The sequence below is a fragment of the Rhodanobacter glycinis genome, assembly GCF_006438785.1.
GTDB classification, from domain to species: domain Bacteria; phylum Pseudomonadota; class Gammaproteobacteria; order Xanthomonadales; family Rhodanobacteraceae; genus Rhodanobacter; species Rhodanobacter glycinis_A.
Genome location: NZ_RCZB01000001.1, coordinates 1,194,381 through 1,218,329, shown reverse-complemented (window position 1 = coordinate 1,218,329; position 23,949 = coordinate 1,194,381). Strand labels below are relative to the sequence as shown.

The 23,949-nt window shown below is 65.0% G+C and carries 27 protein-coding genes, 1 tRNA gene and 1 other RNA gene; 22 read left to right on the top strand and 7 right to left on the bottom strand.

The features are described from left to right. Positions 1-12 precede the first annotated feature (12 nt). Positions 13-411 carry a DUF6165 family protein gene (locus tag EAH75_RS05880; RefSeq protein ID WP_140650838.1) on the top strand — a complete coding sequence of 133 codons (399 nt, stop codon included), beginning with the start codon at positions 13-15 and terminating at the stop codon, positions 409-411. Between the two features lie 87 nt (positions 412-498). On the opposite strand, the gene EAH75_RS05875 is transcribed toward EAH75_RS05880, so the two are convergent. Further along, complete coding sequence (locus EAH75_RS05875) at positions 499-1,542, bottom strand: glycosyltransferase family 9 protein (protein WP_140650842.1); 1,044 nt, start codon at positions 1,540-1,542, stop codon at positions 499-501. Between the two features lie 59 nt (positions 1,543-1,601). Between EAH75_RS05875 and EAH75_RS05870 the strand changes: the two genes are divergently transcribed. From EAH75_RS05870 to EAH75_RS05835, 8 genes are all read left to right on the top strand, one after another. After that, positions 1,602-2,333: a 3-deoxy-D-manno-octulosonic acid kinase gene (locus EAH75_RS05870; protein ID WP_140651351.1), complete on the top strand. Its 732-nt coding sequence runs from the start codon at positions 1,602-1,604 to the stop codon at positions 2,331-2,333. After that, the gene (locus EAH75_RS05865) at positions 2,330-3,088 is read left to right on the top strand and encodes an MBL fold metallo-hydrolase (RefSeq protein ID WP_140650846.1); all 759 of its coding nucleotides are present in this window, start codon (positions 2,330-2,332) and stop codon (positions 3,086-3,088) included. Before EAH75_RS05870 ends, EAH75_RS05865 begins: the two co-directional genes overlap by 4 nt. Before the next feature lie 92 nt (positions 3,089-3,180). Next, positions 3,181-3,270: transfer RNA gene (locus EAH75_RS05860), tRNA-Ser, on the top strand. 54 nt (positions 3,271-3,324) lie between these two features. Next, an RNA gene (gene ffs, locus EAH75_RS05855) (signal recognition particle sRNA small type) lies at positions 3,325-3,421 on the top strand. Between the two features lie 95 nt (positions 3,422-3,516). Next, on the top strand, positions 3,517-5,205 hold the full coding sequence (gene dnaX / locus EAH75_RS05850; RefSeq protein WP_140650850.1) for a DNA polymerase III subunit gamma/tau: 1,689 nt from the start codon (positions 3,517-3,519) through the stop codon (positions 5,203-5,205). Then, entirely contained in the window at positions 5,205-5,528 is a 324-nt protein-coding gene (locus EAH75_RS05845; RefSeq protein WP_140650854.1) for a YbaB/EbfC family nucleoid-associated protein, read from the top strand. The genes dnaX and EAH75_RS05845 overlap by 1 nt, the downstream gene beginning before the upstream one ends. A 107-nt stretch (positions 5,529-5,635) precedes the next feature. Beyond that, entirely contained in the window at positions 5,636-6,235 is a 600-nt protein-coding gene (recR, locus tag EAH75_RS05840; protein ID WP_140650857.1) for a recombination mediator RecR, read from the top strand. A gap of 20 nt (positions 6,236-6,255) precedes the next feature. Beyond that, the gene (locus EAH75_RS05835) at positions 6,256-6,600 is read left to right on the top strand and encodes a histidine triad nucleotide-binding protein (protein ID WP_140650861.1); all 345 of its coding nucleotides are present in this window, start codon (positions 6,256-6,258) and stop codon (positions 6,598-6,600) included. A gap of 63 nt (positions 6,601-6,663) precedes the next feature. On the opposite strand, the gene EAH75_RS05830 is transcribed toward EAH75_RS05835, so the two are convergent. The 6 genes from EAH75_RS05830 to EAH75_RS05805 all read right to left on the bottom strand — a co-directional run bounded on the left by EAH75_RS05830 (position 6,664) and on the right by EAH75_RS05805 (position 12,306). Further along, a complete protein-coding gene (locus EAH75_RS05830; protein ID WP_140650865.1) occupies positions 6,664-7,245 on the bottom strand; it encodes a Slp family lipoprotein in 582 nt (193 codons plus the stop codon). Positions 7,246-7,293: 48 nt separating this feature from the next. After that, the gene (locus tag EAH75_RS05825; protein ID WP_140650868.1) at positions 7,294-9,273 is read right to left on the bottom strand and encodes a transglutaminase TgpA family protein; all 1,980 of its coding nucleotides are present in this window, start codon (positions 9,271-9,273) and stop codon (positions 7,294-7,296) included. Further along, positions 9,270-10,223 carry a DUF58 domain-containing protein gene (locus tag EAH75_RS05820; RefSeq protein WP_140650871.1) on the bottom strand — a complete coding sequence of 318 codons (954 nt, stop codon included), beginning with the start codon at positions 10,221-10,223 and terminating at the stop codon, positions 9,270-9,272. The genes EAH75_RS05825 and EAH75_RS05820 overlap by 4 nt, the downstream gene beginning before the upstream one ends. Continuing rightward, positions 10,223-11,155 (bottom strand): AAA family ATPase, encoded by a 933-nt coding sequence (locus EAH75_RS05815; protein ID WP_140650874.1) that lies wholly within the window; start codon positions 11,153-11,155, stop codon positions 10,223-10,225. The genes EAH75_RS05820 and EAH75_RS05815 overlap by 1 nt, the downstream gene beginning before the upstream one ends. A 99-nt stretch (positions 11,156-11,254) precedes the next feature. Continuing rightward, positions 11,255-11,854, bottom strand: coding sequence for a Maf family protein (locus EAH75_RS05810; RefSeq protein WP_140650879.1), 600 nt, complete (start codon positions 11,852-11,854; stop codon positions 11,255-11,257). After that, complete coding sequence (locus tag EAH75_RS05805; protein ID WP_140650882.1) at positions 11,851-12,306, bottom strand: hypothetical protein; 456 nt, start codon at positions 12,304-12,306, stop codon at positions 11,851-11,853. The genes EAH75_RS05810 and EAH75_RS05805 overlap by 4 nt, the downstream gene beginning before the upstream one ends. A gap of 184 nt (positions 12,307-12,490) precedes the next feature. Between EAH75_RS05805 and EAH75_RS05800 the strand changes: the two genes are divergently transcribed. The 13 genes from EAH75_RS05800 to EAH75_RS05740 all read left to right on the top strand — a co-directional run bounded on the left by EAH75_RS05800 (position 12,491) and on the right by EAH75_RS05740 (position 23,877). Beyond that, complete coding sequence (locus EAH75_RS05800) at positions 12,491-12,970, top strand: YceD family protein (RefSeq protein WP_140651353.1); 480 nt, start codon at positions 12,491-12,493, stop codon at positions 12,968-12,970. A 68-nt stretch (positions 12,971-13,038) separates the two neighbouring features. Further along, the gene (gene rpmF / locus EAH75_RS05795) at positions 13,039-13,233 is read left to right on the top strand and encodes a 50S ribosomal protein L32 (RefSeq protein ID WP_077441856.1); all 195 of its coding nucleotides are present in this window, start codon (positions 13,039-13,041) and stop codon (positions 13,231-13,233) included. A gap of 135 nt (positions 13,234-13,368) precedes the next feature. Beyond that, complete coding sequence (locus tag EAH75_RS05790) at positions 13,369-14,343, top strand: beta-ketoacyl-ACP synthase III (protein ID WP_140650885.1); 975 nt, start codon at positions 13,369-13,371, stop codon at positions 14,341-14,343. Between the two features lie 139 nt (positions 14,344-14,482). Beyond that, positions 14,483-15,430 carry an ACP S-malonyltransferase gene (fabD, locus tag EAH75_RS05785; protein WP_140650888.1) on the top strand — a complete coding sequence of 316 codons (948 nt, stop codon included), beginning with the start codon at positions 14,483-14,485 and terminating at the stop codon, positions 15,428-15,430. A 52-nt stretch (positions 15,431-15,482) separates the two neighbouring features. After that, positions 15,483-16,226 (top strand): 3-oxoacyl-ACP reductase FabG, encoded by a 744-nt coding sequence (gene fabG / locus EAH75_RS05780; protein WP_140650893.1) that lies wholly within the window; start codon positions 15,483-15,485, stop codon positions 16,224-16,226. Positions 16,227-16,423: 197 nt separating this feature from the next. After that, positions 16,424-16,663 (top strand): acyl carrier protein, encoded by a 240-nt coding sequence (gene acpP, locus EAH75_RS05775; protein ID WP_007805185.1) that lies wholly within the window; start codon positions 16,424-16,426, stop codon positions 16,661-16,663. A gap of 239 nt (positions 16,664-16,902) precedes the next feature. Then, positions 16,903-18,141 (top strand): beta-ketoacyl-ACP synthase II, encoded by a 1,239-nt coding sequence (gene fabF, locus EAH75_RS05770; protein ID WP_140650897.1) that lies wholly within the window; start codon positions 16,903-16,905, stop codon positions 18,139-18,141. Positions 18,142-18,143: 2 nt separating this feature from the next. Further along, positions 18,144-19,490 (top strand): aminodeoxychorismate synthase component I, encoded by a 1,347-nt coding sequence (locus EAH75_RS05765; protein ID WP_140650901.1) that lies wholly within the window; start codon positions 18,144-18,146, stop codon positions 19,488-19,490. Beyond that, positions 19,490-20,317 carry an aminodeoxychorismate lyase gene (gene pabC, locus EAH75_RS05760; protein ID WP_140804729.1) on the top strand — a complete coding sequence of 276 codons (828 nt, stop codon included), beginning with the start codon at positions 19,490-19,492 and terminating at the stop codon, positions 20,315-20,317. Before EAH75_RS05765 ends, pabC begins: the two co-directional genes overlap by 1 nt. Next, complete coding sequence (mltG, locus tag EAH75_RS05755) at positions 20,314-21,348, top strand: endolytic transglycosylase MltG (protein WP_140804727.1); 1,035 nt, start codon at positions 20,314-20,316, stop codon at positions 21,346-21,348. The genes pabC and mltG overlap by 4 nt, the downstream gene beginning before the upstream one ends. Then, complete coding sequence (gene tmk, locus EAH75_RS05750) at positions 21,345-21,986, top strand: dTMP kinase (protein ID WP_140650912.1); 642 nt, start codon at positions 21,345-21,347, stop codon at positions 21,984-21,986. Before mltG ends, tmk begins: the two co-directional genes overlap by 4 nt. Beyond that, the gene (gene holB, locus EAH75_RS05745) at positions 21,983-22,918 is read left to right on the top strand and encodes a DNA polymerase III subunit delta' (RefSeq protein ID WP_140804725.1); all 936 of its coding nucleotides are present in this window, start codon (positions 21,983-21,985) and stop codon (positions 22,916-22,918) included. The genes tmk and holB overlap by 4 nt, the downstream gene beginning before the upstream one ends. Then, complete coding sequence (locus tag EAH75_RS05740; RefSeq protein ID WP_428993492.1) at positions 22,909-23,877, top strand: PIG-L deacetylase family protein; 969 nt, start codon at positions 22,909-22,911, stop codon at positions 23,875-23,877. The genes holB and EAH75_RS05740 overlap by 10 nt, the downstream gene beginning before the upstream one ends. Positions 23,878-23,949 lie beyond the last annotated feature (72 nt).

Sequence of the window (23,949 nt, the reverse complement as noted above, 5' to 3'; positions counted from 1 at the left end):
GGAAGCAAGACCATGAGCCTGATCCAGACCCCGGTGTCCTACGGCGAGCTGATCGACAAGATCACCATCCTGGAGATCAAGTCGCGACGCATCGCCGACGAGGCCAAGCTGGCCAACGTGCGCAACGAGCTGGATCTTCTCAACGCGACGTGGGGCAACAGCACGGCCTCGCAGACCGATATCGCCGACGAGCGCGCACGCCTGCGGGCGGTCAACGAACTGCTGTGGGACATCGAGGACAAGATCCGCCTGAAGGAGCGCGCACAGGCGTTTGATCAGGAGTTCATCGAACTGGCGCGTGCGGTGTACTTCCGCAATGACGAGCGCGCTGCGTTCAAGCGCGAGATCAACCTCAAGCTCGGCTCGCAGCTGGTCGAGGAAAAGTCGTACCAGGATTACCGCGCGGTGTAACGCTTAACTTGTGGGAGCGACTTCAGTCGCGATGCTCTTCTCTCATGGCGTAGAAGCATCGCGACTGAAGTCGCTCCCACATGAGTTCTAGGGTAAATTTAGCTCGTGCGCCGCGGCTTCGTAGCACTCGATCACTTCGTCGACACCGATCAAATCCATCACGCCGGGCTTTTCGATCTTGCTGCCCCACGGAATCTCGCTGGCCGGCTTGCCCAGATACTTGCGCGCAGCCTCGTCGTACTTGTTCACGCACCAGCGGCGATCGGAGTACGGGCCGGAGCGGTCCGGATTGCTCGCCGCGTGCAGGCCCAGCACCTTGGCGCCAACCGCGTTGGCCATGTGCATCGGGCCGGAGTCCGGGGTCAGCAGCAACTGCGCGCGACTGAGCAAGGCCAGCAGTTTCTTCAGGGTGTCCTTGCCAGTGAGGTCGAACGGCGCGCGCCGGCATTGCGCCAACACCGAGTCGGCCATCGCGCGCTCGTCGGGGGAAGGGCCGCCGACCAGCGCTACACGCCAGCCGCGCGCAGCGACATGATCCATCACCGCGGCATAGCGCTCCGGCCGCCAGTTGCGCAGCGCATGGCTGGAGGTGGGGCTGACCAGCAGGGTCGGCTTGTCGCCGGGCAATTGTTCGGCGGCCCAGGCGTGGGCTTCGTCGGGGATCGGAATGTCCCAGCGCACTTGCGTCTGTTTCAATCCGAGCGGTTCACAGAAGCTGCCGATTGCATCCAGCACATGTTCGCCGCTGCGCGCCGGAATACGCTCGTTGATGACCAGACCGTGCAAATCTTTCGAGCGTGCGCGGTCGTAACCAACCCGTCGCTCGGCCTTGATACCCAGGCTCAGCAGGTTCGAGCGCATCGCCACCTGCATCTGCAGTAACGCATCGAAGCGTTGTCTGCGCAGTGCCGCATGTACCGCGCGCATGCCGGCCCAGCCCGCTGCCTTGTCGAACGTGACGAACTCCACGCCGGGCAGGTCGCCGACCAGCTTGCGTTCGAGCTTGCCAACGATCCAGGTCAGCGCAGTATCCGGCCACGCCTGCTGCAGGGTGCGCACGAGCGGCACCACATGGGTGACGTCGCCAATGGCGGAGGTGCGCAGCAGGCAGATCGTGGCAGGAGTCGTCATGGAGCCTGAGTTAGAATCGAGAGGAAGTGATCGGTGACAAGGGCCGCGCACCATTGGGCATGATGATGCAGGAAAGAACGTACAAAGACGCCACCGGCACGATTTTGTTCGACGCCGAGCTGTCGGCACAAGTCGGGCACGACTGGTTTGCGCTGGAGTACTGGCGCGAGCGGGATGCGTTGCGCACGCAGGCCGGTGGTCGTGGTGGCGTGGCAATCATTGTCACGCCGATCGGCGAATGCGTGTTGCGGCATTACCGCCGCGGCGGTCTGGTGGCTGCCTTGATGGGTGACCGCTACTTGTGGACCGGCGCGGACCGCACTCGTCCTTTTGCAGAATTCCGCCTGCTGGCCGAGATTGCCCGGCTTGGTTTGCCGGCGCCGGCCGTGGCAGCTGCGCGCTATTGCAGGCATGGATTGTTCTACAGCGCCGACCTGATCACACGCCGCATTGCCGACGCACCGACGCTGGCCGAATGTCTGGCGGCAGGGAGGCTGGATGGCGAGTTGGCCGAGGAAGTCGGTGCGCTGGTTGCGCGTTTTCATCGTGCCGGCATCTGGCATGCGGACCTGAATGCACACAACGTGCTGGTGACCTCCGGCGAGCTGTATCTGATCGACTTCGATCGGGGCCGTCTGCGTGCGCCAGCGGTTGCGTGGCAGCAGGCCAACCTGCGGCGCCTGCGTCGTTCGCTGCTCAAGCTCGGCGCTGCCAACCAGGGTAATGCCGCGTTCGATGAAGGCATCTGGCAGCCCCTGCTTCATCGCTACCAGCGTACATTGGCCGCATGAACTGGCATCTGCATTTTCTGGGCGTGGGCGCGGCACACGCCGTGGAGCTTGGCTCCTCCGCCGTGGTGTTGGAACGCAGCGGCGAGCCCTTGCTGCTGATCGATTGCGGCCCCGACACGCTCGACCGCTATCTGGCAGCCTACGGCACCTTGCCGCGTGCGCTGTTCATCACGCACACCCATATGGATCATGTGGCCGGTCTGGAGCAGCTGTTCATCAGGCTATGGTTCGACCAGCGCCTGCGCGGCAATACAAAAGTGTTTGTCCACGCCGGCCTGATCCCCTGGTTACAGGCGAGGGTGGCCGACTACCCTGGCGCGCTGGCCGAAGGCGGGGTCAATTTCTGGGAGGCGTTCCGGCTGTTGCCATGCACGCGTGGTTTCTGGCTGGATGGATGGTGGTTCGACGTGTTCGCCACGCGTCACCATGTCCCCGGCACGTCGTATGGCCTCGCGCTGGATGGCAGCTTCGTCTACACCGGCGACACCCGGCCGATTCCCGAGATGCTTGCACGCCATGCCGGCGTGAGCGGTGTGATCGCGCATGACTGCAGTCTGGTCGGCAACCCGTCGCATACCGGTATCGACGATATCGAACGCGAATACCCCGACGCACTGCGTTCGCGACTGTTGCTGTACCACTACGGCAGCGCGGCCGATGGCACCGCATTGGCTGCGCGCGGCTATCGCATTGCGGCCGCTGGTGAACGGTTTGCGCTGGATGAACCGTCCGCGCCACGGGCAGACGCCGGCTGAACCTGGAGCGCGTTCGCTTGCCTGTATCCGGCCCTGCCGCTATCCTTCCGCTTCTTTGCCGGGTGGGATGCCCGACAAAGAGAGTTTCCTGCGGAGAGGTGTCCGAGTGGTTGAAGGAGCACGCCTGGAAAGTGTGTATACGGTCAAACGTATCGCGGGTTCGAATCCCGCTCTCTCCGCCAACTTGCAGGTTTCACACAGTTTCAGGGCTCAACAGCCCACGTCCATGGTGGCCCCGTCGGTCCCCCCGCGACGATAGTTCGCAAACTCCGCCAGGTCCGGAAGGAAGCAACGGTAGCGAATGATTCGGGTGCCGGGGTGTGGCTGGCGGGGCCGCCGCCATTTTGGGTGACTGATTCCCCATCCCCGTTTACTGACTTAGCCCCGCCGACTTGGCACAATCACCTTTCGCCCCAAGGTAGTCAGGCATGTCTTATCAGGTACTCGCCCGCAAGTGGCGCCCGCGCAAGTTCGCCGAGCTGGTCGGGCAGGAACATGTGGTACGCGCGCTGACCAACGCGCTCGAGACCGGGCGCATGCACCATGCCTACCTGTTCACCGGCACGCGCGGCGTGGGCAAGACCACCATTGCGCGCATCTTCGCCAAGTCGCTGAACTGCGAACGCGGGCAGTCGGCCGATCCCTGTGGCGAGTGTTCGGTGTGCACGGCGGTGGACGAGGGACGCTTCGTCGACCTGCTGGAGATCGATGCGGCCAGTAACACCGGCGTGGACGACGTGCGCGAGGTGATCGAGAACGCGCAGTACGCACCATCACGCGGCCGCTTCAAGGTGTACCTGGTCGACGAGGTGCACATGCTGTCGAAGAACGCGTTCAACGCGTTGCTGAAGACACTGGAAGAGCCGCCGCCGCACGTGAAGTTCCTGCTTGCCACCACCGATCCGCAGAAACTGCCGGTGACAGTGCTGTCGCGCTGCCTGAAATTCAATCTGAAGCGGCTGCTGCCCGACCAGATCTCCGGCCAGATGCGACATATCCTTGGTGCGGAAAACATCGCCTACGAAGACAGCGCGATCGGCGAGCTGGCCCGTGCTGCCGATGGTTCGCTGCGCGACGGCCTGTCGCTGCTCGATCAGGCAATTGCCTACGGCGGCGGCGCGCTGCATGCCGACGACGTGCGCACCATGCTGGGCAGCGTGGCGCGCGGGCAGGTGCTGGGCGTGCTCGATGCGCTGGCTGCCGGCAATGGCGAACGGCTGCTGGTCGAATGCACGCAGATTGCCTCGTACTCGCCGGACTTCGGGGGCGTGCTCGACGATATCGCCAGCGTGCTGCATCGACTGCAGCTGATCCAGCTGATTCCCGGCTATCGGCCGGACGAAGACAGCGACGACGACAACGCATTGACCGCCCTGGCCGAGCGGATGACGCCGGAAGACGTGCAGCTGTATTACCAGATCGCCACCTCGGGACGGCGTGATCTCGCGCTGGCGCCGGATGCGCGCACCGGTTTCGAGATGGCGCTGTTACGCATGCTGGCGTTCCGTCCGGGTGATGCTGCGCCGACCGCGCGCATCGAACGCCCGGTTGCGGGCAGCCAGGTATCGGCGCCGGCGCCGCGTCCTGTTGCTGCGGCGCCGGTTCGCCCTGCAGCCGTACCGGAACGCCAGCACGAGCCCCCGTCGCCGCCTCGCGCGGTGTCCGCGCCGGCACCGGTGGTTGCCACCGCTCCGGTGGCGCGGGATGCCAACGGCTTGCCGGACTGGGAGGCGCTGATCGAACGCGCCGGCTTGCGCGGTCCGTTCGGTCTGCTGGCGCAGAATGCGGTGTTGCGTGAGCGTGACGGCCAGACCCTGGTGCTGGCGTTGCAACCGGCGCACATGAGCCTGGCGGTGGAGCCGATGGTGAGCCAGATGGAGGAGCGCATCGGCCAGGCGCTGGGTGAGCGCATCCGCCTGCGCTTCGTCAACAGCAGCTTGGATGCGATCACGCAGACCCCGGCAGCGCGAGCCGCGCAGGTGCGCGACGCGGCACAAGCCGCCGCCGAGCAGGCGATCGAGGGCGATCCACTGGTGCAGTCGATGAAGCGCGAGTTCGGCGCGCGGGTCGTGCCGCAATCCATCAAACCCTTTGACAATGAATCCGGAGCAGTGTGATGAGAGGACAGATCGGTCAGCTGATGCAGCAGGCGCAGCGCATGCAGGAAGACATGAAGCGCGCGCAGGAAGAAATCGCCAAGCTCGAGGTCACCGGCAGTGCTGGCGGTGGCCTCGTCAGCGTGGTGATGACTGGCGCACATGAAGTGCGTCGCGTGCAGATCGACCGGCAGACGTTTGCCGACGACCCCGAGATGGCCGAGGATCTGGTCGCCGCCGCGATCAACGACGCGGTGAACAAGGTGGCCGAAGTCAGCAAGGGCAAGCTCGGCGGCGTCACTGCCGGGATGAACCTTCCAGCCGGCTTCAAGATGCCGTTCTGAGGCTGGGAATCGGGAGTCGGGAATGCGCAGTCGCAAGATCCAAGCGACGGGTTCCGTGCTTCGGCTTCACCATTCCAGACTCTCCATTCCAGATTCCCGGATATCGAATGAGCGGTTCACCACTACTCGCCGAACTGATCGACGCGCTGCGCTGCCTGCCCGGCGTGGGCGGCAAGAGTGCGCAGCGGATGGCCTTCCATTTGCTGGAGCGCGAGCGGGAGCGGGGACTGAAGCTGGCTTCCGTGATGGAGCAGGCGATGCAACGCATCGGCCATTGCAGCCAGTGCCGCAATTTCAGCGAAGACCCGCTGTGCTCGCTGTGTTCCAGTTCCAGTCGCGAACGCCAGGTGCTGTGCGTGGTGGAATCGCCCACCGACCTGGCGGCGATCGAGCAGGCCACCGGCTATCGCGGCCAATACTTCGTGTTGATGGGCCGCTTGTCGCCGCTGGACGGGCTGGGTCCGGAAGAGCTGGGACTGGCCCAGTTGAGCCAGCGACTGGGCGAGGGCGAGATCGAGGAACTGATCATTGCCACCAATCCCACCGTGGAAGGCGAGGCGACAGCCCATTACCTGGCCCAACTCGCGCGTGCCGGCGGCGTGCGGCCAACGCGGCTGGCTCACGGCGTGCCGCTTGGAGGCGAACTGGAATACGTCGACCGCAGCACCCTGGCGCATGCATTCGGCAGCCGTCAGTTGCTTGATTGATTCATTACCGGGGATTGGCGATGGGCGACACGATTTTCAGCAAGATCATCCGCCGCGAGATTCCGGCCGATATCGTCTACGAGAACGACGATGTGCTGGCGTTCCGTGATCTGAACCCGCAGGCGCCGGTGCATGTGCTGTTCATCCCGAAACAGCCGCTGGCGACACTCAACGATGCGGTTGCGGGGGATGCCGAACTGCTTGGCAAGCTGCTGCTGGCGACCGTCGACTATGCGAAGCAGGAAGGGTTTGCCGAACAGGGTTACCGCACGGTGATCAACACCAACGAGGATGGCGGGCAGACCGTCTACCACCTGCACGTCCATCTGCTGGCGGGGCGCCGCATGCACTGGCCGCCGGGGTGAATGCGGTGGTGTCAGACTCCGCACACGAAAACGCCGGCTTCGGGCCGGCGTTTTCGTGTGCGCTTACTTCTTCGGCGGAGGCGGCGGCCGCACCACGATCACCCGGCGAGGATAGTAGCCGCCGTAGTAGGGATAACCGCCCCAGTACGGGCCGAAGCCCGGACCCCAGAACGGGTCGTAGAAACCCGGCGGGTAATTGACGATGACCGGACGTTTCGGCCACAGGTAGACCACGTCGGCTTCGACGCGCGGGTAGGCGTAATCGAACTCGCCCACCTTCTGCGACACCGTGCCGTGCAGCGTGCCGGTGACGGTCAGTTCGCGGCCGCGCACGAACACTTCCGGATCGTAGAAGCCGTCGCGGCAGGCGACGAAGCGGCCCAGGTTCTCGCCGGTGTTGCCGGCTTTCGGGCGCGCCTGGCTGTCCAGCGGACGCGACAGCAGGTAGAAGCAAGTCTGCTGCGGGCCCGGTTCGGTCTTGATGATCTCGCCACCCCAGCGCACGCGGGTACCACCTGCACCGCCTTGCTGGGCGCTGGCGGTGGAGACGTCGGTGTAGGTGCCTTCCAGCGGTTTCGGAATCGTCGCGCACCCGGCCAGCAGGGCGAGCGCGGCGGCGAGGGTCAATGGGCGGTACAGGGACATGGGGATCTCTCCATACATGGGCGACGGCCTGCGCCGTCGTGTCGACTCTTATTTGACCACGTTGCCGATACGGAAATCCCGCACGGCGTGCAGGAACGCGCGCAATGGTTCAGTCGGCGGTTCGTCATGGGCATAACGCAGTTCCAGGTAACTCCTCATCAACCTTGCCAGTTCACCGCGTTGACCCGGCAGCGCACGGGCGGCGCGGCTCAGGTAATGCTGCGGGCCTTCGGCGGGGCGGCGCGCAATGCCTTTGCGTGCCAGCTTCCGCTCCAGCTCGCGCAGCGCGCCGCGCAACGGATCGCGCGGCTGCCGCCGCAACAATGCCCACGCCAGGCCGATCGCGATGAACAGCACGCTGCTGATCGCCAGTAACACGCCCAACGTTGCGGTGTCGGTGTCGCGGATGCCGAAGGGGGTCAGCAGGCCGCGTTGGCGTAGCGCATCGAAACCGATAACGCCTTGGTCCCACCAGCGGTTGACAATGTCCCAGCGATTGCGCAGGCCCTGCAGCCAGTCGTTGCGATACCAGGCCAGCTGATCACCCGCCGCCGCAGCCGCCCCCAACGAGATCCGCTCCGGGCGAACCGCACCGGTGGGGTCGATGCGCACCCAGCCGCGGCCGGTCAGCCACACTTCGCTCCACGCATGGGCGTCGGAATAGCGCACCAGCAAGTAGTCGGCGTACTTGTTCCAGTAGCCGCCCTGGTAGCCGGTGACCACCCGCGCCGGGATGCCGGCAGCTCGCATCAGCACGGTGAATGCCGATGAATAGTGCTCGCAGAAACCTTCGCGGGTATCGAACAGGAAATCGTCCACCGCGTTGCGGCCCAGCGGTGCCGGTGCCAGCGTGTAGCGGAAGCCGCCGTCATGAAACAGGTTCAGCGCGGCTTGCACGATGGCGGCATTGTCGCTGCCGTAGCGCTCACGCCATTGCGCAGCCAGCGCCAGCGTGCGCGGATTGAAACCGGTAGGCAGGCGCAGGCCCAGCCTTTGCGAACGTTCATCCAGCACCGGTTGCAGCCGATATTGCAACGCGGAGCGCAGCTGGTAGCTGAGTTGATCATTCACCGGCTTGTCGGCCATCACCTCGCGATCAGGCTGCAGGCGGGCCTGCGCCGGCGCCTGCAACGGCACATCCAGCGTGGGTAGCACGCGTTGCTGCGTGGGTTGCAGGCTGATCTGGTACTGGATCGAGCTGCCAACCTCGATCGCTGCCGTTTCGCGCGCCTGGACATGCCGGGCATCGACGTAACGCCAGCTGCGACCATCGTAATTCCACATCACGTAGGCACGGAAATAACGCAGGTCTGCCGGCGGTGGCGCGCCCTCGAAGTTGACCCGCATGGCCGGATGATCGTCGGTGAGCAAGTCGGTGAAATTGCCCGGCGACATGCTGTCGCTCAGGCCGGTGCGCGCCTGATTCGGCGAGGGTGCTCCCCACAGCGGGGAACTCAAGCGCGGTACCAGCAGGAATGCCAGCAAAGCCAGCGGCAATGCCGCGGTCGACAAGGCCAGTGCCGGCAGCAGGCTGCGTGGCAGGCTGGTTGGCAGCTGCCCGGGTTCCAGTGCCCGCAAGGTCGCCAGTGCTGGCAGCAGACCCAGCGCAACCACGACGGTGGCGATCAGCCCCTGATCGAACAGCAACGCCGTCATCAGGGCGAAACAGGCAAAGCTGATGCCGACGCGGACGTCGCGGACGGTTTCGGTTTCCAGCAGTTTCAGGATCAGCAGGCCGACTGCCAACGCGGCGCCGGGCTCGCGTCCGAAAATGCCGCCGTACTGCACGATCACCGCCAGTGTCAGCAAGGCCAGCAACGGCAGCTTGAGCCATCGCGGTACGCGACCGGACTGCCGGCGCCGTTGCCACCAGCGCCAGCCGAGCGTCAATGCCAGCGCGATGCTGAGCCACCAAGGCAGATGCGTTGAATGCAGGCCGAGCACGAGCGCCATGGTCAGGCTCAGCAGGTCGAACGCGCGGGCGTCGATGGGCAGCTCCGCCAGTTTCCTGCGTGGCGACGACATCATGGCAGTTGCGCCAGCGCGTTCATGCAGCGCGCGTAATGCAGTGGGCCGCTGCCGCCGGCGATTTCGTCGCCGGGCAGCCACAGACTGTAATTGCAGCGCTGGGCCTGTGCCTCGTTCAGCCAGCGCGCGAGCCGGGCGATGCGTGCCTCGTTGTCCAGCCCGCCCAGCTGGCGCCAGTCCAGCTGCCATTGCGGGCGGCTTTGCGGCTGCTCGAAATCCTTCACCATCAGATTGTCGTGACGGGCGCTGGCTTTCCAGGCGATGTGTCGCTGCGGATCACCAACCCGGTAGTCGCGCAACGCGGCCAGTTCATCGCCGCGATGCAGGCGCATGTGGCGGGCATCGTTGGCCGGTGCGTGGGGCGACGGGCCGACAGCTTCCGGACGTGGCCACACAAGCACCGATTGGTCGGGGTGCAGCCAGCTCCATGCGCGGAACAAACCCAGCGGCCAGCTGCTCCACAGTCGCAAACGCGGCAGTGGTTGCCAGCCGCGCTGCATGGTGGGCAGCGTCAGTTTCACCTGCGCGGAGGCGTTGGCCTCAAGCGCGAATGCGATGTGGCTGTCTGCCAGATCAAGGCGGATGGCGTTGCGCGCTCGACTGGAATCAAACGCGAGAGTGAGCTCGATGGACTGGCCGGCGATGGCGTGGCCGGAGCGAATATGGCTCAGGCGCACGCCATCGAGCGTGCGAAATGCCACCAGCATGCTGGCTGCGCTGGATGCGCCAAGCAGGCAGGTAAGCAGCAGTGCGGCATTGTTGGCGTAATTCAGCGCGCCGACCAGCATCACCGCCAACAGCGCCGAAAAGCCGATGCCGAAGCCGCTAGGCACGATATAGATGCGCCGTCGATGCAGTTCGATCGGCAGGCTTTCGGGTCGACGGTAACGGGTGAGCGCAGGCAGCCGGCGCTCGGCCCATCGCTGGATGCGCTGAAGCATGCCGCGCATCAGTCCACCGCGACCTCGGCGAGCAGCTGACGCGCGAGTATGTCGCCGTTGGCACCTCGTGCAGGCAGCAGGCGGTGTGCGGCCAGCGGTACGAACAAAGCCTGGACGTCTTCCGGCAGCACATGCCCGCGACCGCTGAGCAGCGCCCACGCGCGCGCGGCGCCAAGCAGCGCCAGGCCGGCGCGGGGCGACAGTCCCACGCGGATGTCGGCATGGCGGCGGCTGGCGGCGAGCAACGCCTGCAGATAATCGAGCAGGGCAGGGCTGGCGGTGATCGTCTGCGCCTGGCGGTGCAGCGCGGTCAACGAGATGCCGTCGAGTTGCGGCGTGAGCTGGGCCAGCAGGTCGCGGCGGTCGCTGCCAGTGAGCAGGGCGCGCTCGGCGGTGGCATCCGGGTAGTCCAGCGACAGCCGCAGCATGAAGCGGTCGAGCTGCGAATCGGGCAGCGGGAAGGTGCCGTTGAGATCCAGCGGATTCTGCGTGGCGACCACAAAGAATGGCTGCGCCAGCGCATGGGTCTGGCCGTCCACGGTGACCTGGTCCTCGGCCATCGCTTCCAGCAGCGCGCTCTGCGTCTTCGGACTGGCTCGGTTGATTTCATCGGCCAGCAGCAGGCCGGTGAAGATCGGGCCGGGATGGAAGCGAAACTGGCCGGTCTCGCGCTCGTACACGCTGACCCCGATGATGTCCGACGGCAGCAGGTCGCTGGTGAACTGCACGCGCTGGAACTCCAGCGCGAAAGTGGCCGCCAGCGCGTGCGCCAGGGTGGTCTTGCCCACGCCCGGCACGTCCTCGAGCAGCAGGTGACCACCCGCGATCAGGCAAGTGAACGCCAACTTCACCTGCCGCGGCTTGCCCAGCAACACGCGATTGACCTGCGCCATCGCCGCGTCCAGTCGCTGCTGCAGGGGTTCGTCGTTTGGCTGGGTCATGCAGGTGGGTTCTTTGGTAGCAAAGGGGCAAGATCACGCATCACGCATGACGCGCGCGGGTCGAGCCAGTGTAACTGGCGCTGATGCACCCGTGGATGCCTACGGCAACGCGACGCCTGCTTCGCGCAACATTCGCGCCAGTGCAATCAGCGGCAGCCCGATCAGCGCGCTGGGGTCACGATTGTCGATCGACTCGAACAGGCTGATGCCAAGACCTTCGCATTTGAAACTGCCGGCGCAATCCAGCGGCTGTTCGCGTTCGATATAACGGGCGATTTCCGCTGCCGTCAGTTCTCGAAAGCGCACGCAGGTGTGATCGACATGGGTATGCCGGCGACCGTTGCGCGTATCGAGCAGGCATAACGCCGTGTGGAAATGCACTTCGCGGCCGGAACTGGCGGCGAGCTGGGCGCGGGCGCGTTCGGTCGTGCCAGGCTTGTCGAGGATCCGCCCGTCCAGTTCGGCTACCTGATCAGAGCCGATCACCAGCGCGTCGCGCCAAACGCCGGCGGTTGCTTCGGCCTTGGCGATGGCCAGGCGCAGGGCGCGCTGGGCAGGCGCTTCACCGATCAGCGGGGTCTCGTCGGTGCCTGGAGCGGATTGCTCGAAATCCGGGACCAGTCGGCGCAGCAGGTCGGCACGGTAGCGCGAAGTCGAGCCCAGCACGATCCGGGGCTGCATCAGGTCGGTCAAGCTCATGTATCCGATTCGCGCCGGATGTGTTCGCGCATGGCGCTGTTCAGGTCGCTCTGGGCCTTGTTGAGCGCCTGCAACAGCGGTTGCAGGCGGTCACGCGTGCCGCGCATCGAAGCGGCGGCTTCATCCAGTTCCTGCTGGCTGGCGCGGGGCGAACGATCGCGGATCCACAGCCGTTGCTGAAGTAGCGCGCGCAGGCCGGCATCGATCGCGTGCTGTGCGTCCTGTTCGCTGGCGGCGGGCAGGTCGGGGTTGAGCGACATCACGGCGTGCGCCTGTTGCAGGCCGGACCGGCAGGTCTTGAGATCAGCCTCCAGCCGGTCGGCCAGGTCGAGCAGAGTCTTGAGGCTGGCGCCGCGCTGGAACTGGCGCCGGCGCAGCAGCAGGGCGGTGGCCACCAGGGCAATCAGCAGCACCAGCAATACGGTGGTACCGAGCGTCAGATAAGAGTTCAAGGGAAGCGGCTCAGGCGGCAAAGGGAATCAGTCTGCCGTATCGGGACCGAATCAGGCAAAATAGGCGAAAATCGGAGTGGGTTTGCGCCGTTCCGGTGTCGCGGCAGTTGACTTCGGGCGGCTTCGAACCTAACATTTCACGATTATGTCCGTGACACTGCCAGAGTCCGTGGACGCTTGGCGCATGGTCTCGGCGCGGCGTTCGTTCGAGGGAACGCTACCCATCGCGACCATGTCACGCCTGTGCGAGGTGCTGGCAGGTACCGATGGCATGGTGAAGTTCGAGCTGGATTTCGGGCGCGACAGCTTTGGCATCAGCTACATCGATGTTCGCGCGCAGGCCTCGTTGAGCGTGGTTTGCCAGCGTACGCTGGAGCCATTTGTACTGCCGATCGCCGTGAACACCCGGCTCGGCCTGATCAAACTGGAGCGCGATGAGGCTGGCTTGCCGCCTGATTGCGAACCGCTGCTGGTGGCCGAGGATGGCCGATTGAATCCGGCGGATGTGATTGAAGACGAATTGCTGTTGGCGCTGCCGCTGGTTCCGGTCAACCCGGACAGCAGCCTGCCCGACGAAGTGACAGGTCATGAGCCGGAAGACGATTCTGTCGGCGAGGGGCGCTCCGAAAATCCGTTCGCGGTACTGCGCGAACTGAAGAAGTAACCACCGACCCGATCATCCGATCCGGGTCATGTCGCAACAGATCATCAAGTTTCCGTTGGAGAATTACCATGGCAGTTGCCAAGAGCCGCCGTACCCCGTCCACCCGCGGCATGCGTCGTTCGCACGACGCACTGAAGACCGTGCAGCTGTCCACCGATCCGACCAGTGGCGAAGTGCATCTGCGCCATCACGTCACCAAGGACGGCTACTACCGCGGCAAGAAAGTGATCGAAACCAAGGGTGCGGTGTCGGTCGAGGATTGATCCGGTTTCGCGGATCCCGACGGATTCCGGAATGTGATCATGCGAAACGGCGCGGCGACGCGCCGTTTCGCGTTCAGGGACACCGGAACGTAATGTCCGGTGTTCGATCCACTGTTTTCGCTGATGGATAGTTGAATGGCCCAGATCTACGCCCGCATCATCGCCACCGGCAGCGCGCTGCCCGAGCGCGTGGTAACCAATGCCGATCTGGAAAAGATCGTCGACACCAGTGACGAGTGGATCCGTACCCGCACCGGCATCCGCCAGCGCCATATCGCCGCCGACGGCGAGACCACCGGCGATCTGGCATTTCTTGCCGCGCAGCGTGCGCTGGAAGCGGCGGGCGTCAAGGCGTCCGAACTCGATCTGATCATTCTCGGCACGACCACGCCGGACATCATCTTCCCGTCGACGGCCTGCCTGGTGCAGCACCGCCTCGGCGCGAACGGCTGTGCCGCGTTCGACGTCAATGCGGCGTGTTCGGGCTTCGTCTATGCGCTGGGCATCGCCGACAAGTTCATCAGGAGCGGGCAGTCGAAGAAGGTGCTGGTGATCGGCGCCGAGACGCTGACCCGGATGGTCGACTGGACCGAGCGCGAGAGCTGCGTGCTGTTCGGCGATGGCGCCGGTGCCGTCGTGCTGGAGGCCTCCAGCGAGCCCGGCATCTACGCCACCTGCCTGCACGCCGATGGCGGCTACAAGCATCTGCTGTACAACCCGGTCGGTGTTTCCGTCGGCTTCAAGGACGAGCCCAATCACGGTGTTCGCATCAACATGGCCGGCCGCGAGGTGTTCAAGGTGGCGGTGAAGACGCTCGACGCGCTGGTTGGCGAGACCCTGGATGCCGCCGGCATGGTCGAGTCGCAGATCGACTGGCTGATTCCGCACCAGGCCAACCTGCGCATTATCGAGGCCACGGCCAAGCGCCTGAACATGTCGATGGAGCGGGTCATCGTGACGGTCGACAAGCATGCCAATACCTCGTCCGGCTCGGTGCCGCTGGCGCTGGACTATGCGGTGCGCTCGGGCAAGGTGCAGCGTGGCCAGAACCTGCTGCTGGAGGCGTTTGGCGGTGGTTTCACCTGGGCGTCGGCGCTGCTGCGTTACTGAGCCTGCGCACCTCACGTTTCTCCGCTATGCCGCCCTCCCGGGCGGCATAGCGTTTTCGGGACCGGAAACGCAAATACAGCTGCGTATGGGCACCGATGCTGGCACCATGGCAGTTTTCGTCGACGGGATCTGCGCATCCATGAGTTCAACTTCTGCTTCGCTTGCTTTCGTTTTCCCTGGTCAGGGTTCGCAGTCGGTCGGCATGCTGACCGAGCTGGCCGCCGCGCATGCCGAAGTGCAGACGACGTTCGAGGAAGCTTCGCAAGGTGCCGGTATCGATCTGTGGAGCCTGAGCGCACGGGGGCCGGAGGATCAGCTTAACCGCACCGAAAACACCCAGCCGGCACTACTGGCGGCGAGCGTGGCAGTGTGGCGGGTGTGGCAGAAGTTGGGTGGCGCGCAGCCGGCACAGTTGTCCGGCCACAGCCTGGGTGAATACAGCGCACTGGTCTGCGCCGGTGCGCTGTCGTTGCATGAGGCGGCGGCACTGGTGGCCGAGCGTGGTCGCCTGATGCAGGCGGCGGTACCGCCCGGGGTCGGCGCGATGGCGGCGATTCTCGGTGGCGACGATGCACAGATAGCCACCGTGTGCGAGCAGGTGGCACAAGGGCAGGTGGTGTCACCGGCCAACTTCAACTCGCCCGGCCAGTTGGTGATAGCCGGCAACGCTGAGGCCGTGGATCGCGCGCTGGCTGCGCTCGCCGAACTGGGCGTGAAGAAAGCAATCAAGCTGGCTGTCTCGGTGCCGTCGCACTGTGCCCTGATGCGCGAGGCGGCCGACCGCCTGGGCGAGCGAATGGCGTCGATCGACTGGCAGTTGCCGTCGATCCCGGTGGTGCAGAACGCCGAAGCCCGCAGTTACGGCACCATTGACGATATCCGAGGTGCACTGCAGCGCCAGCTGTATCTGCCGGTGCGCTGGACCGAATGCGTGCAGGCATTGGCCGCTGGCGGCGCTGCACGTATTGCCGAATGCGGTCCAGGCAAGGTCTTGAGCGGCTTGATCAAGCGCATCGACAAGACGATCGAGGCGCGCGCGATCGGCGCCCCCGGTGATATGGAAGCCGCTCGCCACGAGTGGGCGTGATCCGTACGCGGCTCGCACGATCTCCTTTATTGATAGTCAGGAACCTCTACAAATGAGCCACACACTGCAAGGTGAAATTGCGCTGGTCACCGGTGCCAGCCGCGGCATCGGCGCGGCGATTGCCGACGAGCTGGCGACGATGGGTGCCATCGTGATCGGCACGGCGACCAGCGAGAGCGGCGCGGCGGCGATCGGCGAGCGGCTGGCCGGGCATGGCGGCCATGGCCGTGTACTGGATGTCACCGACACGGCTGCGGTTGATGCTTTGATCGACGGCATCAGCAAGGAATTTGGCGCGATCTCGATCCTGGTCAATAACGCCGGCATCACCCGCGACCAGTTGCTGATGCGGATGCGGGAGGAGGACTGGAACATCATCCTCGACACCAATCTCAGCTCGGTCTACCGCACCTCCAAGGCAGTGATGCGCGGCATGATGAAGGCGCGCAAGGGCCGCATCATCTCGATCGCCTCGGTGATCGGCCTCACCGGCAACCCGGGTCAAGCCAATTACGCGGCCGCCAAGGCCGGCGTCATCGCGTTCTCCAAGTCGCTGGCACGCGAGATCGGCAGCCGCGGCATCACCGTCAACGTGGTGGCGCCGGGCTTCATCGACACCGACATGACCCGTTCGCTGCCGGAAGAGTCGAAGCAGGCGTTGCTCGGTCAGATCGCGCTGGGGCGGCTTGGCGAGGTGTCAGACATCGCCAAGGCGGTGGGTTTCCTGGCCTCGCCGGCGGCGGTGTACATTACCGGCGAAACCCTCCACGTCAATGGCGGCATGTACATGCCGTAGGCCGTGCAGCGGCAGCTGTCGCCAGCGGGCTCGTTTTAGGCGACAATTGCGCTTTCGCGCCGGCCCACAGGGACTGCGTCCTGGTATCACCGGCGGATCGTGGCGGCCTCGCGGTTTAACCACTACAATGCGCCGGCCTTTTGCAGGCATTACGCCGGCACAGACAAACTAATTACTCCTTGAGAGGTATGGGCAACATGAGCACCATCGAAGAGCGCGTAAAGAAAATCGTCATCGAGCAGTTGGGCGTGAAAGAGGATGAAGTCACGGCGAACGCTTCGTTCGTGGACGATCTGGGCGCAGATTCGCTGGACACGGTGGAACTGGTGATGGCGCTCGAGGAAGAGTTCGAGACAGAGATTCCGGATGAAGATGCCGAGAAGATCACCACCGTGCAGCAGGCCGTTGATTACATCAAGGCCCACTCCAAGGATTGATCGGTACGGTATAGATTGATCCGGAATTGATCGCCGCACATCGGACTGGCACGCATTCCGTTGACCAGTCCGTCCATGGGGTGATACCGAACGCTGCGCCTTCCCGGCGCAGTTTTCGTTTCTGCATTTTGTAACGTCCGACTCCGTATGGTGCGCTGCCGCGATGGGGGACGTATCTACGATCAGTATCGCGAAGTATCCGCCGACGGTGGTTTGACGGAATCACGAAGGAAGACAGCATGAGCAAGCGTCGAGTAGTAGTGACCGGCATGGGTATCATCTCGCCGGTCGGCAACGACATCGCCACCGCCTGGGAGCGCGTCCTCAAGGGCGTCAGCGGGATCGGCCCGGTCACCCATTTCGATACTTCCGCTTATTCCACGCGCATCGCTGGCCAGGTCAGCGGTTTCGATCCGGCACAGTGGATGCCGGTCAAGGACGTCAAGAAGATGGACCCGTTCATCCACTACGGTGTGGCGGCGGGTACCCAGGCGCTGCGGGACTCCGGGCTCGAAGTGACAGAAGCGAATGCCCCGCGCATCGGCGTGGCGGTAGGCGCCGGCATCGGTGGCCTGTACACGATCGAAGCCACCACACTCGAACTGGCCGCCAAGGGCCCGCGCCGGGTCTCGCCGTTCTACGTGCCCAGCTCGATCATCAACATGGTCTCGGGCCAGCTCTCGATCATGTTCGGTCTGAAGGGGCCGAACATCGCCTGCGTTACGGCCTGCACCACGGCCACCCACAACATCGGCCTGGCCGCGCGCATGATCCAGTACGGCGATGCCGATGCGATGATCGCCGGTGGTACCGAATTCGCCACCACCGGCACTGCGATGGCCGGCTTCTGTTCGGCCAAGGCGATGTCTACCCGCAACGACGAGCCGACCAAGGCCAGCCGCCCATGGGACAAGGACCGCGACGGTTTCGTGCTGTCCGATGGCGCCGGCGTGCTGATGCTGGAAGAGTACGAACACGCCAAGGCCCGTGGCGCCCGGATCTATGCCGAACTGGTCGGGTTCGGCATGAGCGGCGACGCGTTCCACATGACCGCACCGAGCGAGGGCGGCGAAGGCGCGGCGCGTTGCATGCAGACTGCGCTGAACGATGCCGGCCTCAATCCTGCCGAAGTGCAGTACGTCAATGCGCACGGCACCTCCACGCCGCTGGGCGATCTGGGCGAAGTGATGGCGGCGAAGAAGGTGTTCGGCGACCACGCCTACAAGCTGGCGATGAGCTCGACCAAGTCGACTACGGGACACCTGCTGGGTGCGGCCGGTGGCGTCGAGGCCATTTTCACCATCCTCGCGCTGCGCGATCAGGTGCTGCCACCGACCATCAATCTGGACGAGCCGAGCGAAGGCTGCGATCTGGACTTCGTGCCGCATACCGCACGCGAAGCGACGTTCGACGTGGCGATCTCCAACTCGTTCGGCTTTGGCGGTACCAACGGCACGCTGGCATTCCGCCGCGTCTGAGCGTGACCTGCCATCGTCGTATTCTGGCCGGCCGGCGCGACTTGCTCGCGCCGGCCGCTTCGTTTCCGCCGCGCTATCCATGCCTGCTGGAAAGCGTGGTGCGCGGCACTGCGCAATCGCGTTACGACATCCTGTTCGCGTTTCCGGGTGACCGGCTCACGCTGCATGCGGACGGTCGGCTTTGCGATGGTGCGGGCAACGCACGTGCAGGGCGTTTCCTCGATGCGCTGGACGCGGTCTGGCAAGCCGAACAATCGTCGCCGGACGACGATGAGCTGCCATTTCATGGCGGCTGGGTTCTGCTGCTGGCGTACGAACTGGCCGGCGAAATCGAGCCAAGGCTGAAGTTGCGGCCGCCATCGGCGTTGCCGATGGCACTTGCCGTGCGCTGCCCGGCGGCGGTGATCGTCGATCACGCGCGGGACTGCACGATCCTGCTTGCCGAAGCTGGTCATGAAGATTTGCTCGATACACTGGAGTCCGATCTCTCTGCCGCACCGCTGATCCCGTCTTTGCCGGCGCTCGTTGCCTGGGATGAGGACGTGCCGCAACGCTTTCTTGACGGCGTGGCGCGCATACACGATCACTTGTACGCCGGCGACATTTTTCAGGTGAACCTGTCGCGGGCATGGCGCGCGCGTTACGCGCAACCACCCACACCGGCATCGCTGTATGCGGTGTTGCGCCAAGCCAATCCGGCGCCGTTCGCCGGTCTGTTGCAGCAGCCGGGATGGGCCGTGGTGAGCTCATCACCGGAGCGGCTGGTGGAGGTGCGCCGCGGCGTGGCGCAGACCCGGCCGATCGCCGGCACCCGGCCGCGGCTGCCTGGCGACGACGAGCTGGCACGCATCCGCGAACTGAGCGCACATCCGAAGGAACGCGCCGAACACGTGATGCTGATCGACCTGGAGCGCAACGACCTGGGGCGTGTCTGCGTCCCAGGCACGGTCGAGGTCGACGAGTTGATGGTGGTGGAGAGTTACGCCCACGTTCACCACATTGTCTCCAATGTACGGGGCCGCCTGCGTGCCGACGTGACGCCCGGTGAGGTGATCGCCGCCACCTTCCCAGGTGGCACCATCACCGGTTGTCCCAAGGTGCGCTGCATGGAAATCATTGCCGCACTGGAGGATGCGCCACGTGGCGCCTATACCGGCGCGCTGGGTTATCTCGATCGCAACGGTGAGCTCGACTTGAACATCCTGATCCGCACCCTGACGCTGACCGGCAATGAAGTCGGCCTGCGTGCTGGCGCAGGCATCGTGGCCGATTCGGTGGCCGAGAGCGAGCTGGATGAAACCCGCGCCAAGGCCCGTGGTTTGCTGCGTGCGCTGGGAGTGCCGGACTGATGACCGCGCGCATGCTGGTCAATGGCGTGGCGGCTGAGCAGGTGTCGGCAATGGATCGCGGCCTCGCGTATGGCGATGGCCTGTTCGAAAGCATTCGCCTGGTCGGCACCGTGGCGCCGCTGTGGTCGCGCCACATGCATCGGCTCGCGGCAAGCTGTGAACGCTTGCGGATGCCTGCGCCGGATACGACACAGCTGTGGCGTGAGGCGCAGGAAGTCACGCGCGACATGCCGCACTCTGTGGTACGCATTACGCTGACCCGCGGCATTGGCGAGCGCGGTTACGCACTGCCCGTGGCGCCGCGACCGACGCGCGTGGTGGTTGCGTTCGCGCCGCCGCAGACACCGCGTCAAATTTACGCACAGGGCGCGCGCATGCGCGTATGCGATATTCGCTTGGCAGAGCAGCCACTGCTGGCCGGCATGAAACACCTGAACCGGCTGGAACAGGTGCTGGCGCGCGCCGAGTGGAGCGATCCGGTGATCGCCGAAGGCGTGCTGTGCGATAGCCACGATCGGGTGATTTCAGCGACCATGGCCAACCTGTTTGCCGTCGTCGATGGCGAGTTGCTGACGCCGGCACTGGATCGTTGCGGTGTGGCCGGGGTAGCCCGCGCCGAAGTGCTGGCGACGTATACACAAATACAGGTCGACGAGCTGACGCTGGATGCCCTGCTGGGTGCCAGCGAGGTCTTTCTCAGTTCGAGCGTGCGCGGCATCCTGCCGGTACGTTCACTGGGCGAACGGGATTATCCAGTGGGCGAAATCACCCGCCAGCTGCAGCAGCATTGGCGCAATCTGGGATTCACGATGGAGCAGGGCGGATGAGCGACAAACCGATGCGCGGGCGCGCATGGCCACGTGTGCTGCTGATCGTGCTATTGGCGCTGGTCGGTGCGCTGGCCTATGGCTGGAATGATTTCAACCGTTTCAGCAGCGCACCGCTGAATGTGACGGCGCAGGGCGACAGCATCGACGTCGGTCGCGGCAGCAGCTTCAGAAACATCGTCGGCGAACTGCGCCAGCGCAACCTGAGTAACGCAAACCCGTTGTACTGGCGGCTGCTGGCCGAGCAGATGCGCGTGGCCGGCAAGCTGCACGCCGGAGAGTACGCCCTGGGTGTCGGCATCACGCCGCGCCAGCTGCTCGCCAACATGGCCGTTGGCAAGGTGCTGCAACGCAATTTCACCATCGTCGACGGCTGGACGTTTGGCGAGTTGCGCCAGGCATTGGCCCGGGCGGAGAAGTTGAACCACGACAGCGCCGGACTCGACGATGCCACGATCATGCAGAAGCTTGGCGTTGCCGGGGAAGTGCCGGAAGGGCGTTTTCTGCCGGAGACCTACGCCTATGTGAAAGGCGACAGTGACCTGGACATCCTCAAGCGTGCCCATGGCGCGATGGTCAAGACGCTTGCTGCGCTGTGGTCGACGCGCGCCGCGGACCTGCCGCTGGGCACGCCATACGATGCGTTGATCCTCGCCTCAATCGTGGAAAAGGAAACCGGCCGACCCGATGAACGCGCACAGATCGCCGGCGTGTTCGTGCGGCGCTTGCAGAACCACATGCTGCTGCAGACCGATCCCAGCGTGATCTACGGCATGGGCGCGAACTACGCGGGCAATATCCGCAAGAGCGACCTGACCACAGACACGCCGTACAACACCTATACCCGTGCCGGTCTGCCGCCGACGCCGATCGCGTTGCCGGGCAAGCCGGCGCTGGAAGCAGCGCTGCATCCGGCTGCTGGCAACGCTCTGTATTTCGTGGCCCGTGGCGATGGCGGCCATGTATTTGCCGGCACGCTGGAGGAACACAATCGCAACGTCGACTGCTATCAGCGGAAACATTGCCAATGAGTGCGGCCCGCGGAAAGTTCATCAGCCTCGAAGGTGGCGAAGGTGCCGGCAAGAGCACCTTGCTGGCCGGCCTGCGCGAGTGCATCGAGCAGCGCGGCATCGCACTGGTGCAGACGCGCGAACCTGGCGGCACCAGTGTCGGTGAAGCCGTGCGTGCCATCGTGCTCGATCCGGGCCAGCGTGGGCTGGCGGCCGAGACGGAATTGCTGCTGATGTTCGCCTCGCGTGCGCAACTGGTGCGTGAGGTGATCGAGCCGGCACTGCGCGCCGGGCAATGGGTGCTGTGCGATCGTTATGCCGATGCCAGCTACGCCTATCAGGGCGGTGGCCGCGGTCAGCCGGTATCGCGCATAGCCGAACTGGAACGCTGGGCGTGTGCCGGTGTGACGCCCGACCTGACGTTGCTGCTTGATCTGCCGGTAGCGATCGGACGCGCTCGCGCAGCAGGCCGCAGCGACGCCGACCGGATCGAGGTCGAAGCCGATGCATTCTTCGAGCGTGTGCGTGTGGCGTATCGCGAACGCGCCGCGACGGAGCCGGACCGCTTCCGGGTCATCGATGCCAGCCAGTCGCCGACCGCGGTGCTGCAGGCGGCCACACTGGCGCTGGGCGCGTTGATCGGGAAATCGAAACCATGAACCAGTTGCCCTGGCATGCCGAACACTGGGCGCGGCTGCAGGCACGTCGCCAGCGCGATGCGCTGCCACACGCCTTGTTGCTGTGCGGGGCAGCAGGTCTGGGCAAACGCGCATTTGCCGAGCGCTTCATGCAGGGACTGTTGTGCAAGGCCCCTGCAGGGGGCGATCCCTGTGGCCATTGCCGCAGTTGCCTGCTGGTTGCCGCAGGCACACATCCCGACGTGATTTCGCTGAGCTTCGGCTTGCGCAAGGATGGCGTGCAGCGCAGCGAGATCGTGGTCGATCAGATTCGCGAGCTGTCGGCACGACTGGCCATGAGCAGCCAGTTTGGCGGTTGGCAGGTGGCCACCATCGATCCGGCCGACGCGATGAATCCGGCCGCCGCCAACGCCTTGCTGAAAACGCTGGAAGAGCCGTCTGCACAGACCATGCTGCTCCTGCTGGCCGATGCACCCTGGCGCCTGCCGCAGACCATCCGCAGCCGCTGCCAGCGAATCGAGTTTCATTTGCCCGCTGCCGTCGACGCACTCGCGTGGCTGCAGGCCGAAGGCGTGCGCGATGCGGCAGCCGCGCTCACTGCCGCCGGCGGCAATCCCGGGCTGGCTCGCGCGTGGGCGCTGGAAGGGGCGCTCGACCGGCGGCTGGAGGTACGCAAGGATCTGGCCGCGTTGGCGGCGGGCCGAGGTCAGCCGGTGGACGTGGTCAAGCGCTGGCTGGACAACGAACCGGCACAGCGGCTGTGGTTTGCCGCCCAGGCCGTTGCCGACGAGGTCAAGGCGCGCTCGGGGGAAAGCACCGGGCCGCTGGCCAGTGCGATGGATGTCGAGGGGCTCGGACATTGGTACAGCGCGGTCAATCGCACTCGTGAGAGTCTGCGTGGACCGTTGCGCGGAGACCTGCTGCTGCTGGAACTATTGGCGCAGTGGCGTTGAACGGGAACGCCGCGAGCCTGCTGTCGACAGCGCCGCCAGGCGAATTGCCGGGGCTTTCCGCGCAGACCCGTCTGATGGTCGTGGCGCCGCATCCAGACGACGAAACCATCGCTACGGGCATGCTGATCCAGCAGGTTCGGGCGGTCGGCGGGGAGGTACGAGTCCTGCTGCTGACAGCCGGCGACAACAATCCATGGCCCCAACGCTGGCTGGAGCGACGCGCGTGGATCAAGACCGCCGATCGGCAGCGCTGGGGTCGTCGCCGGCACGCGGAAATGCTGCAGGCGCTGCAATGCCTCGGGGTGCCGACACAAGCCCTGCAGTCTCTGGGCTGGCCGGACATGGGCGTCACCGATGGCCTGTTGCAGTCGAGTGATACGGCAGTGGCCGAGCTGGCCGCGGCGGTCGCTCAGTTTCGCCCCAGCCTGATCGCGATGCCTGCGTTGGGGGATCGTCACCCCGACCATGGCTCGGCGCACGTACTTGTGCGGCTGGCTCTGGCCGAACAGCTGGATCCGCCGCACCAACTGGCTTATCTGGTGCACGGGCATGCGCCGGACAGCGGGGTCATCGAGATCGCGGGCACCGCCGCGCAGGCGACGAACAAGCGCGCGGCACTAGCGGCACACCGCAGCCAGATGGCCTTGAGCGGCCCCCGCATGCGTCGCCTGGCGGAAAGACCCGAGCGTTATGTCGACGTGGCAGTCACACCGGCTGGGTCGCCATCGCCCCTGCCATGGCAACCGCCCGCATGGTTGTGGCCATGGCTGCGACTGAGTGTGGTCAGCTCGACAGGAACGCAGAGCTGGCGCTGGCGGGACGCCCCGCTTCAACGCGACAGCCAGGGCGCCTACCAGCTGTCTTTGCCGGCTGTGGCGGCGGGCCCGCGGTTTGCCAGACTGGCGTCGAATCTGCCTTCGCTGTGGATATTCGATCACTGGGGCTGGTGCGAACTCTGAACCGGGTTTCGCCGATGCTGCTGCTCTTGCATAGATCGGTTGACAGGGCTAGCTTCTGACTGGGGGAAAGAT